This window comes from Variovorax sp. NFACC27 (genome assembly GCF_048301545.1).
Classification (GTDB): Bacteria; Pseudomonadota; Gammaproteobacteria; order Burkholderiales; family Burkholderiaceae_C; genus Variovorax; species Variovorax gossypii.
The window spans coordinates 1,759,912-1,770,863 of the sequence record NZ_CP157613.1 but is presented as its reverse complement, the minus strand read 5'-3'; the positions used below and the strand labels follow the sequence as shown (position 1 = coordinate 1,770,863).

8 protein-coding genes and 1 tRNA gene are annotated in these 10,952 nt (G+C 68.8%); 4 read left to right on the top strand and 5 right to left on the bottom strand.

Translation table 11 applies throughout. The features are described from left to right. Positions 1-4 precede the first annotated feature (4 nt). The 4 genes from ABL840_RS08255 (at position 5) to ABL840_RS08240 (ending at position 7,049) form a co-directional block, all read left to right on the top strand. Positions 5-1,147, top strand: coding sequence for an ATP-binding protein (locus ABL840_RS08255; protein ID WP_093299843.1), 1,143 nt, complete (start codon positions 5-7; stop codon positions 1,145-1,147). A gap of 144 nt (positions 1,148-1,291) precedes the next feature. Further along, positions 1,292-3,754 carry a DUF5682 family protein gene (locus ABL840_RS08250; protein WP_093299842.1) on the top strand — a complete coding sequence of 821 codons (2,463 nt, stop codon included), beginning with the start codon at positions 1,292-1,294 and terminating at the stop codon, positions 3,752-3,754. Next, the gene (locus tag ABL840_RS08245) at positions 3,751-4,875 is read left to right on the top strand and encodes a VWA domain-containing protein (protein WP_093196305.1); all 1,125 of its coding nucleotides are present in this window, start codon (positions 3,751-3,753) and stop codon (positions 4,873-4,875) included. The genes ABL840_RS08250 and ABL840_RS08245 overlap by 4 nt, the downstream gene beginning before the upstream one ends. Beyond that, positions 4,872-7,049 carry an SWIM zinc finger family protein gene (locus ABL840_RS08240; RefSeq protein ID WP_093299840.1) on the top strand — a complete coding sequence of 726 codons (2,178 nt, stop codon included), beginning with the start codon at positions 4,872-4,874 and terminating at the stop codon, positions 7,047-7,049. The genes ABL840_RS08245 and ABL840_RS08240 overlap by 4 nt, the downstream gene beginning before the upstream one ends. Before the next feature lie 72 nt (positions 7,050-7,121). Here ABL840_RS08240 and ABL840_RS08235 read toward each other — a convergent pair. The 5 genes from ABL840_RS08235 to ABL840_RS08215 all read right to left on the bottom strand — a co-directional run bounded on the left by ABL840_RS08235 (position 7,122) and on the right by ABL840_RS08215 (position 10,944). Continuing rightward, positions 7,122-7,197: transfer RNA gene (locus ABL840_RS08235), tRNA-Thr, on the bottom strand. A gap of 56 nt (positions 7,198-7,253) precedes the next feature. Then, positions 7,254-7,829 carry a ClpXP protease specificity-enhancing factor gene (locus tag ABL840_RS08230; protein WP_093196309.1) on the bottom strand — a complete coding sequence of 192 codons (576 nt, stop codon included), beginning with the start codon at positions 7,827-7,829 and terminating at the stop codon, positions 7,254-7,256. Between the two features lie 157 nt (positions 7,830-7,986). Next, positions 7,987-8,598: a glutathione S-transferase N-terminal domain-containing protein gene (locus ABL840_RS08225; protein WP_007835362.1), complete on the bottom strand. Its 612-nt coding sequence runs from the start codon at positions 8,596-8,598 to the stop codon at positions 7,987-7,989. Between the two features lie 96 nt (positions 8,599-8,694). Then, positions 8,695-9,471: a cytochrome c1 gene (locus ABL840_RS08220; protein WP_093196311.1), complete on the bottom strand. Its 777-nt coding sequence runs from the start codon at positions 9,469-9,471 to the stop codon at positions 8,695-8,697. A 36-nt stretch (positions 9,472-9,507) separates the two neighbouring features. Then, a complete protein-coding gene (locus ABL840_RS08215; RefSeq protein ID WP_093299839.1) occupies positions 9,508-10,944 on the bottom strand; it encodes a cytochrome b in 1,437 nt (478 codons plus the stop codon). Positions 10,945-10,952: the final 8 nt, after the last annotated feature.

Below are 10,952 nucleotides of genomic sequence, written 5' to 3'. Positions count from 1 at the left end.
AAAGATGGCCACATCGAACAAGTCCAAAGACGCTGCCGCGACGGCGCAGCAGCAACTCCAGCGCCCGCCGGCCGAGATCCTCTACGCCGCGCAGCTCGCGCGGCTGCAGGCACAGGACAAGGACCCACGCCCGCCCGGCTGGGTGCTGAGCCTGAAGGCCGCGCGCTCCTTCATCCTCGGCGACACGGCGCTCGACATCGCGCCGAAGATCGTCGCGCCGGTGGCCAGCATCGAGCGCATGCTGGTCACGCTGGCCACGGGGCGCGGGCTGATGCTGGTGGGCGAACCGGGCACGGCGAAGTCGATGCTCTCGGAGCTGCTGGCAACGGCCATCTCTGGCATCTCGACGCTCACCATCCAGGGCGGCGCATCGATCACCGAGGACCAGATCAAGTACGGCTGGAACTACGCGCTGCTCATCAACGAAGGGCCGAGCCCGCGCGCGATGGTGCCGGCGCCGCTGTACCTCGGCATGCAGCAGGGCCAGGTGGTGCGCTTCGAGGAAATCACGCGCGCGCCGCTGGAAGTGCAGGACTGCCTGCTGGGCATGCTCTCCGATCGCGTGATGGCGGTGCCCGAGCTCTCGGGTGAGCACGGCATGCTCTATGCGCGCGAGGGCTTCAACATCATCGCCACCGCCAACACGCGCGATCGCGGCGTGAACGAGATGAGCGCGGCGCTGAAGCGGCGCTTCGACTTCGAGACGGTGTTTCCCATCCTCGACTTCGACCGCGAGCTGGCGCTGGTGCAGGAATCGTCGGCGCGGCTGCTCGCGCAGAGCGGCATTCCGAAGACCGTGCCCGCGCCGGTGCTGGAGCTGCTGGTGTCGACCTTCCGCGACCTGCGCGGCGCGCCCGCCAAGGGCGACGGCGGCAACAGCGGCAGCGACGCGGCCATGGACCGCCTCACCGCCGTGATGTCCACCGCCGAGGCCGTGAACGTGGCGCACGCGGTGGGTGTGCGCGCATGGTTCCTCGAACAGCGCGAAGGCTCGCCGGCGGATCTCGTCGACTGCATCGCCGGCACGGTGGTGAAGGACAACGCGGACGACCGCGCGAAGCTGCGACGCTACTTCGAGCAGAAGGCGGCCAAGCGCAGCGGCACCCACTGGCGCGCCTACTACGAAGCCCGCCACCGACTGCCCTGATATGAGCAAACCCCCAGGCTTCGCGCACTTCGTGTCGCTTCGCCAACCCCCTTGCAGGGGGCAACACCTGCGGCCCGGCCAAGCCGGTTCCGCGGTGTTCCGCGAAGGGCCTTCGCTTCGCTTGGCGCGCCATCGGTGACGAGGATGAGCGAATCACCCCACATCGTCGGCGTGCGCCACCACAGCCCGGCCTGCGCGCGGCTGGTGGCCGAACGCATACGCACGCTGCGCCCGTCGTACGTGCTGATCGAGGGCCCCGCCGACTTCAACGAGCGCCTCGACGAGCTGTACCTGCCGCACCGGCTGCCGGTGGCGATCTACAGCTATCTCTCGGGCGACCGCACGCACCGCGGTTCGTGGTCGCCCTTTGCCGAGCATTCGCCCGAGTGGCAGGCGCTGCAGGTGGCGCGCGAGGTGGGCTCCAGCGTGCGCTTCATCGACCTGCCGGCCTGGCACGACGCCTTCTCGCGCATGGAGAACCGCTATGCCGACGTGGTCGACCACGAGCACGAGGAGCGCGCCGAAGCCTACGAGCGCGCGCTGACAGAAAAGCTCTCGGTACAGGGCCGCGACGCGCTGTGGGACCACCTGTTCGAGGACGGCTGCGACGAGGCCGAGCTGGCCCGGCGCCTCTCGACCTACTTCGACAACTTGCGCGGCCAGGACCCCGGCTCGCAGGGCAACCAGGCGCGCGAGGCCATGATGGCGCGCTGGATCGCCTGGGCGATGGCACAGCCGGGCGAACCGGGCCGGGCGCAGGCGCTGGTGGTGTGCGGCGGCTATCACGCGCCGGCGCTCGCGCGGCTCTGGCAGGGGCTGCCGGCGGAGCTGCCTGACACGCCGCAGCCATCCACCGAATCAGACAACGAAGACGATGAAGGCAGCGAAGGGGACAGCGGCGAACCAGAAAGCGCACTGCGCTTCGGCTCCTACCTCGTGCCCTACACCTTCAAGCGACTCGACGCCTTCGCGGGCTACGCATCGGGCATGCCCTCCCCGGCCTACTACCAGTGGATGTGGGAGCACGGCCCCGAAGGCGCCGCGCACCGTGCGCTGCAGCAAGTGATGCAGCGCCTGCGCGAGAAGAAGCTGCCCGCCTCCACCGCCGACCTGATGGCCGTACACCTGCGCGCGCAGGGGCTCGCGCGGCTGCGCGGGCACGACAAGCCGCTGCGCTCCGACTGGCTCGACGCGCTGGCCGGCGCGCTGGTGAAGGACGCGCTCGACGCCCCGCTGCCCTGGACGTATCGCGGCGCGATGCGCCCCGGCACCGATCCCGTGCTGGTACAGGCCATGGACGTGCTGGCCGGCGACACCGCCGGCCGCCTCGCGCCCGGCACGCCGCAGCCACCCCTCGTGGCCGCGGTGCAGGCCGAACTCGCGGCGCACGGCATCGTGCTGCGCGGCCAGCTCAAGCTCGACCTGCTGGCCGAGGCCGATCGTGCGAAGAGCCGCGTGCTGCACAGGCTCGCGATCCTGCGGCTGCCCGGCGTGCGCCGCACGCAGGGGCCGAAGCTCGCGATGTCGGGCGAGCGCACCGAGCAGTGGTCATTGGCAGAGCCGCTCGAGCAGCAGGCCGCGCTGATCGAGGCCGGCGCCTGGGGCGCCAGCCTGCACGACGCGGCACGCGCCCGGCTCGAAGACGACCTGCGGCAGGCCCAGGGCCGGATCGGCCCGTTGGCCGATGGACTCAACCAGGCCGCGTGGGCGGGACTGTCGGCGCTCAGCGAGACGCTGCTGCGCGAACTGCGAGCCGCGATGGCCGCGGAGCCGCGCTTCGAGACGCTGGGCCCCGCGCTCTCGGTGCTTCACACGCTGCTGCGCCACGGCCAGATGCTGGGCATGGCCGACGCGCCCGTGCTGCGCGTGGTGATCGAGTCGGGCTTCGACCGGGCGCTGTGGCTGCTCGAGCCGCCCGCCGCCATCACGCCGGCCGACATGCAGGCGCATCTCGAAGGACATCTGGCGCTGCGCCGGATCGTGGCCGACGTGCTGGCACATGCGCAGGACAACGCCCACGACGCGTACGCGCCGTCGCTGCTCGACGTGGAGCCGGCCCGTGCGCTCGCCGTATGGCAGCGCAAGGCCGCCGACGCTGCCGCCGCCCCTGTGAGCCGTGGCGCTGCGCTGGGCGCGACGCTGAGCCTCGCGGGCCGCCTCGCCGATGGGCATGAGAGCAGCGGCGACCACGGCGTGGACGAAGCCATGCAGCTGCTGCACTCGCTGCCCGCCCCCGTGCTCGGCGACGCGCTCACCGGGCTGCTCGCGCTGGCGCGCGAGACGCTCGCCTCCGAACCCGCCTTCGTCGCCGGCATGGACCGCACGGTGCAGGCGCTGGACAACGCCGACTTCGTGCGCGCCATGCCCAGCCTGCGAGCGGCATTCGCCTGGCTGCCGCCGCAGGAGCGCGGACTGCTCGCCGACCAGGTGCTGACGCTGCACGACGCCAGGCACCTTTCGCGCCGCGCCCTCACCGCCCATCGCACCGGCGAAGCCGCGCCCGAGCAGCTGGCCGAGGCGCGGCGCGTGGAAGACGCGGTGCTCGCGCGCCTCGCCGCCTGGGGCGTCGCGCTGGAAGAAGACACCGAGAAAGCCCCTCGCCCATGAGCCTCGACATTCCCGATCCGCTGCAGCGCTGGCGCCTGCTGCTGGGCGACCCGGCCGAATCGGCCTGCGGCGGCCTCAGCGCCGAGGCGCAGGCCGCCGATGCCGCGCTCGACTGGCTCTACGGCCGCGACAGCGACCGCGCGAGCCGCGGCGAACGCAGCGCGGGCCTGGGGCCTTCGGCGCTGAGCACGCCGGACTGGATCAACACCATCCACACGCTCTTTCCGAAGGAAGTGATCGAGCGGCTGGAGCAGGACGCCGTCGAGCGCTACGGCATCGACGAGGTAGTGACGAACCTCGAGGTACTGGAGCGCATCGAGCCTTCGGAATCGCTGCTGCGCGCGGTGCTCCACACCAAGCACCTGATGAACCCCGAGGTGCTGGCCGCCGCGCGCAAGCTGGTGGCCGAGGTGGTGCGGCGCATCATGGAAAAGCTCGCGACCGAAGTGCGGCAGGCCTTCAGCGGCAGCCGCGACCGGCGCCGCCGCTCGCGCATGAAGGTGGCGCGCAACTTCGACTTCAGGCAAACGCTGGCCGCCAACCTGCATCGCTACGACCCGCAGCGCCGCAAGCTCTACGTGGAGCGGCCGATCTTCATCAGCCGCACGAAGCGGCATGCGGAGCCGTGGGACATCGTCCTGCTGATCGACCAGAGCGGCTCGATGGTCGACTCGGTGATCCACAGCGCGGTGATGGCCGCCTGCCTGTGGCAGCTGCCCGGCATGCGCACGCGGCTGGTGGCCTTCGACACGGCGGTGGTCGACCTGACCGCCGACGTGTCGGACCCGGTCGAGCTGCTGATGAAGGTGCAGCTGGGCGGCGGTACCGACATCGCGAAGGCGGTGGCCTATGCGCAGTCGCTGGTCGCCAATCCCTCGAAGAGCATCGTGGTGCTGGTGAGCGACTTCTACGAAGGCGGCAGCGAGCACGAGCTGGTGCGGCGCGTTAAGGCGCTGGTGGAGTCCGGCGCCAAGGTGCTGGGGCTGGCCGCGCTCGACTCGAACGCCGAGCCCAACTACGACCGCGAGATGGCGGCGCGGCTTGTGCGCGAAGGCGCGCAGATCGGTGCCATGACGCCGGGCCAGCTCGCCGGCTGGCTGGCCGAGAAGGTGCAGGGATGAGCGGCGACATCGCGGCATTGCGGGCCGACCTGCTCGAGCTCACGCCCGAGGCGCTGACGGCGCTGGCGAACGCCGGCTTCGTCAAGCGCGCGCAGAAGGACGTGGCGGCCGGGCTGCTGCCGACGCTGGAGACCGGCGCCGACGGCACGGTGCAGGCGCAGTTCGACGACGGCGTGCGCACCAGCCTGCCGCCGGGTCGCACGCTGCGCGACGCGCAGTGCAGTTGCCCCGCGAGCGGCATGTGCCGGCACCGGGTGATGCTGGTGCTGGCTTACCAGGCCCGGGCCGCATCGGCCAAGGCCGACGCATCGGCCGCCGCGCCCGAAGAAGCTTCGGCCGAACCGGATGGCGCATGGAGCCCCGCGCAGTTCGATGACGCCGTGCTGGCCGCGAGCCTCGCGCCCTCGGTGCTCGAGCAGGCGAACAAGCTCGCCGCCGCGCGCCCGGTGGTCGGCGTGCAGGCCTGGCGCAGCGCCAGCGCGCCGCCGGTGGCGCGGCTGCCGATGTGCAGCGTGCGCTTCTTCTCGCGCAGCTCGCTGGTTCATGCACGCTGCGACTGCAAGCAGGGCAGCGGCTGCGCGCACGTCGTGATCGCGGTATGGGCATTCCGGCAGGCCGGAGCGCTGGCGCCGGGATCGGCGGAGGTGATGGTCGAGGTCCAGCCGAACGCGTCGGCAAACGGGGACGCGGGCGACGCCGTGCCGCCGCCTTCTTCCGTGATGCAGGGCGAAGCCGCGCTCGCATTGCGCGCGCAGGTCGACGCCCTGCTGCTGTCGCTGTGGCTGGACGGATCGAGCCAGCCCGCGATGGCGCTGGCCGCCCGCTTCGAGGCCGTACGGGACCAGGTCCGCGCGCAGGGCTGGAGCTGGGTGGACGACGCGCTCGACGAACTCTGGCAGTTGCTGCAGGCGCAACAGGCGCGCAGCAGCCGCTTCGAGCCGCTGCGGCTGCTGCGCGTGCTCACCGAGCTGTGGGCGCGGCTGCAGGCTGCGGCGCATGCCGGGCGGCCGCAGCAGCCGGGCTCCGCGCGGGCCGCGCTGCCGGCAAGCCAGATCCTCGGCATCGGCGTGAAGGGCGAGGTCGCGCTCGACCATCTGCGGCTGGTGTCGCTCGGGGCCGAACTCTGGTCGGACGAGAACGCCGAGGGCGCAAGCATCCTGTTCGCCGACCCCGACACGCAGAACGTGACGGTGCTGGAGCGCCATTGGTCGCGCGAGGGCGACGCGGCGGCCGGCGGTGCCGCGCCCAACCTCATGAACCGGCGCGTTGCCGGCTTTCCGCTGCGGCAGCTGGCGAGCGGGCAGGTCATCACCAAGACCGCGACGCGGCGCGCCAACGGGCTGGTCGACATCACGGCCGGCGCGCGGCAGACGGGCGTGCTGCCGCTGTCGCCCAAGTCGTGGGACGACTTAGTCGCCCCGCTGCGGCAAGACAGCGTGGCCGCGCTGGTGGCTCACCTGCGCGAGGCCCAGCCGGATTTCGTGCGGCCGAGGCAGGCCGCGAGCGGCTCTTCTGCCGGTGCTTCGGGTCAGTTGCACGTGGTGGCCTTCGAGCGCATGGAAGTGGCCTCGTGCCATTGGGACGCGGCGGCACAGGTGCTGCACGCTCGACTCGGGCAGGCTGCGCCGGAGGACTCTGCAACGGATGAAGCCGGTGCGGACGGCGACGACCAATGCCTGCATCTGGCATTGCCGCATCGCGCAGTCTCGCCCGGCGCGGTCGATGCACTGGCCCGCACGCTCGCCGGCGAGCACGGCCCGCTGCGCGCCGTGGCGGGCACGGTGCACCTGCAGGGCGACCGGGTCGTCATGCAGCCGCTGGCACTGCTGACGGCGCAGCGTGCGGTGGTGCTTCAGGTCGAGGCAGCCGCGCCGCAGCCGCTGGGCCTGCAAAGCGACACCGAGGAAGCACCCGCCCTGAACGCTCTCGCCGGTGACACGCTGGAACTGCTGTCCCTCTGGCTCAGGCAGGGCCTGCGGCACCAGAGCGGCGGCGCGCTGTCGCGGGCGCAGGCCCAGGTGCTGCGGCTGAAGCAGGCGGGACTGGGCAAGAGCTCGACGCTGCTGGCTGCCGTGCTGGAAAACATGCGCTCGTCGCAACGGCCGGCGCTGGTGGCCCAGCTGGCGATGCTGGGGCTGCTGATGCAGGGCGTGGCGCAATCCGCCTCGGCTTGAGCCGGAAGCCGGAGAACGAGAAAAGAAAAGAAAAACCCCTGAGCCGTTTCGGGACTCAGGGGTTCTTTTTCATGGTGCCGCTTGTCGGAATCGAACTGACGACCTTCCGCTTACAAGGCGGGTGCTCTACCAATTGAGCTAAAGCGGCGAATTCCAGTGATTCTAGTGGTGCCGGCCGGCATGCCCGGCGGCCCGCTGCATCCGCTACTTGATGCGCTTGAGCGACGGCCTCGCGCCGCCGCCAGCCGGCGGGCGCGGCGGCTCGTCGGTCGGGTCGGCGGACGCACCGGCATCGACTGCTTCGCTGCCGTCGTCGCCCGTCACCAGGTGGACGATCTTGCCGGCGTCGCCGCCCTCCGCGCCACCGCGCGATGCATCGCGCAGCGGTGCCCGCGAAGCGCCTTGCGCGGAAGGCGCCGATACCTCGGCGCCGTCGTTGTCGGACGAAACGGCAGGCGCGGGCGCGGGAAACGCCATGCCCTGCCCGTTCTCGCGCGCGTAGATGGCGATCACCCGTCCCACCGGCACGCTGATTTCACGCGCCGTGCCCGCGAAACGGGCCTTGAACTCGATGAAGTCGTTGCCGAGCTTGAGCGAGCTGGTCGCGTCGAAGCTGATGTTGAGAACGATCTCGCCGTTCTTCACGTACTCGCGCGGGACCTGGACGGTGTCGTCGACCTGCACCGCGACGTAGGGCGTGAACCCGTTGTCGGTGCACCATTCGTACAGCGCCCTGATGAGGTACGGGCGGGTGGAGGACGACTCGAGCGCGTTGATCATGAAATTGGTACCGTGCAATCGCGAAATCGCGGCCTCGAATAGGCCACTGTCTCTTCGCGGAACACCGCGGAACCGGCTTTGCCGGGCCGCTGGTGTTGCCCCCGGAAGGGGGTTGGCGAAGCGACACGAAGTGCGCGAAGCCTGGGGGCGATCTTAATTACTTTCGCATGACCTTTTCGGACGGGGTCAGCGCCTCGATGTAGGCCGGGCGCGAGAAGATGCGCTCGGCGTACTTCAGCAGCGGTGCCGCGTTCTTGCTCAGGTCGATGCCGTAGTAGTCGAGACGCCACAGCAGCGGCGCGATGGCCACGTCGAGCATCGAGAAGTTGTCGCCCAGCATGTACTTGTTCTTGAGGAACACGGGGGCCAGCTGCGTGAGGCGGTCGCGGATGTGCGAGCGGGCCTTTTCCAGCGCCTTCTCGTTGCCCTTGGTGGTGCGGTTCTCGAGCGTCGAGACGTGCACGAAGAGTTCCTTCTCGAAGTTGAGCAGGAACAGGCGCACGCGGGCGCGGTCGACCGGGTCGCCGGGCATCAGCTGGGGATGCGGGAAGCGCTCGTCGATGTACTCGTTGATGATGTTCGACTCGTACAGGATCAGGTCGCGCTCGACCAGGATCGGCACCTGGCCGTACGGGTTCATCACGCTGATGTCTTCGGGCTTGTTGTAGAGATCGACGTCGCGGATCTCGAAGTCCATGCCCTTTTCGAACAACACGAAGCGGCAGCGGTGGGAAAAGGGGCAGGTCGTTCCTGAATACAAGACCATCATGGCGAGAGACTCCTAAAAATCAAAAAGAGTGGGTCGCGTTGGCAACCCACTCTGCGGGACCGGATGCCCGAGGGTATCCGGTCGGCGTGGACGGAACTACTTGACGTCTTTCCAGTACGAGGCGTTCAGCCGCCACACGAACACCACCGACATGGCCAGGAACAGGAGCACCCATACGCCGATGCGGATGCGGGTGTTCTGTGCCGGTTCGGCCATCCATTGCAGGTAGCCCACCAGGTCGCCGACAGCAGCATCGTATTGCACGGGTGTCAGGGTACCGGGAGTGACTTGCTCCCATTTGCCTGTGAACACCTCGGCTTCGTGGCCGTGCTGCTCCACCTTGGCATACACCGGGCGGCGCTCGCCTTGCAGTTCCCACAGGGGGTTCGGCATGGCGACGCTCGGGAACACGAGATTGTTCCAGCCGGTGGCCTTGGTTCCGTCGCGGTAGTAGGTGCGGAGGTACGTGTAGAGGTAGTCGGCGCCGGTGCCGCCGTGACCGGCGCGCGAGCGGGCGACCAGCGTCAGGTCGGGCGGCGTGGTGCCGAACCATTCCTTGGCCTGGCGCGCGTCGATGTTGGCCTTCATGGTCTCGCCGACCTTGTCGGTCGTGAACAGAAGGTTGTCCTTGATCTGCTGCTCGGTGATGCCGATGTCCTGCAGGCGGTTGTAGCGCATGAAGGCGGCGGAGTGGCAGTTCAGGCAGTAGTTGACGAACAGCTTGGCCCCGTTCTGCAGGGACGCCAGGTCGGTCGTCTTGTTGGGAGCCTTGTCCCACGCGATGCCCTCGGACTCGGCCGATGCCGCCGCGGAGAAGGTCAGGCCCAGAGCGAGCCCCAGGACCGCGAGCCAGCCGGAAATGCTTTTCTTCATCGTGTTTCTCTCAGCTCTCTTGCGCTTCTGGTTGTCTCAATGGGCGGCGAAGACCACGCGCTCGGGCACGGTCTTGAACTCGCCCTTGCGGCTCCACCACGGCATCAGGAGGAAGAAGCCGAAGTACACGAGGGTGCCGATCTGCGAGATGGTCTGCGCGATGTCCAGCTTGAACGAGCCGATGGCCAGTTCGCCCCACACGCCGGGAGGCTGGATGCCCAGGTAGCCCAGGATCAGGAAGAAGAACACGAAGAGGCCGTACACGTACTTGTGCCAGCCCGGACGGTAGCGGATCGACTTGACTTCGCTGTGGTCGAGCCACGGCAGGAAGAACAGGATGATGACCGAGCCGCCCATGACGACCACGCCCCAGAACTTGGCGTCGAAGTACTTGAGCAGGCAGATCACGACGGCAGCCACGACGAGGCCTGCGATCTTCAGGCCCATGCCCGACTTGCCCTTGAAGAGATTCCAGAGGGCGGCCGCTGCGATGATCAGCGAGAACACGTTGACCATGTCGTCGGTGGTCGCGCGCAGCATCGAATAGAACGGCGTGAAGTACCACACCGGGGCGATGTGGTTCGGCGTCTTCAGCGAGTCGGCCGGGATGAAGTTGTTGTATTCGAGGAAGTAGCCGCCGGCTTCGGGGGCGAAGAAGATCACCGCCGAGAAGATCGTGAGGAACACCACCACGCCGAAGATGTCGTGCACGGTGTAGTACGGATGCGACGGAATGCCGTCCAGCGGATGGCCGTCGGGGCCACGCTTGGCCTTGATCTCGATGCCGTCGGGGTTGTTGGAGCCCACTTCGTGCAGGGCGATCAGGTGGGCGACCACCAGGCCCAGCAGCACCAGCGGCACCGCGATCACGTGGAAGCTGAAGAAGCGGTTCAGCGTGGCGTCGCTCACCACGTAGTCGCCGCGGATCAGCAGGGCCAGGTCGGGGCCGATGAAGGGGATGGCGGCGAACAGGTTCACGATCACCTGGGCACCCCAGTAGGACATCTGGCCCCAGGGCAGCAGGTAGCCCATGAAGGCCTCGGCCATCAGGCACAGGAAGATCGCGCAGCCGAACACCCAGATCAGCTCGCGCGGCTTGCGGTAGCTGCCGTACATGAGGCCGCGGAACATGTGCAGGTACACCACGATGAAGAACGCCGAGGCGCCCGTCGAGTGGATGTAGCGGATCAGCCAGCCCCACGGCACGTCGCGCATGATGTACTCGACCGATGCGAACGCCTGGTTCGCGTCGGGCTTGTAGTGCATGACGAGGAAGATGCCGGTGACGATCTGGATCACCAGGACCAGCATCGCCAGCGAGCCGAAGATGTACCAGAAGTTGAAGTTCTTCGGCGCGTAGTACTTGCCCCACTGGTCGTTCCACAGCTTGCTCAGCGGGAAACGGTTGTCGACCCAGTTCAGCAGCTTGGCGCCGGCGGGTGCGTTGGGGGAGATCTCGTGGAATTCAGCCATGTTCTTCT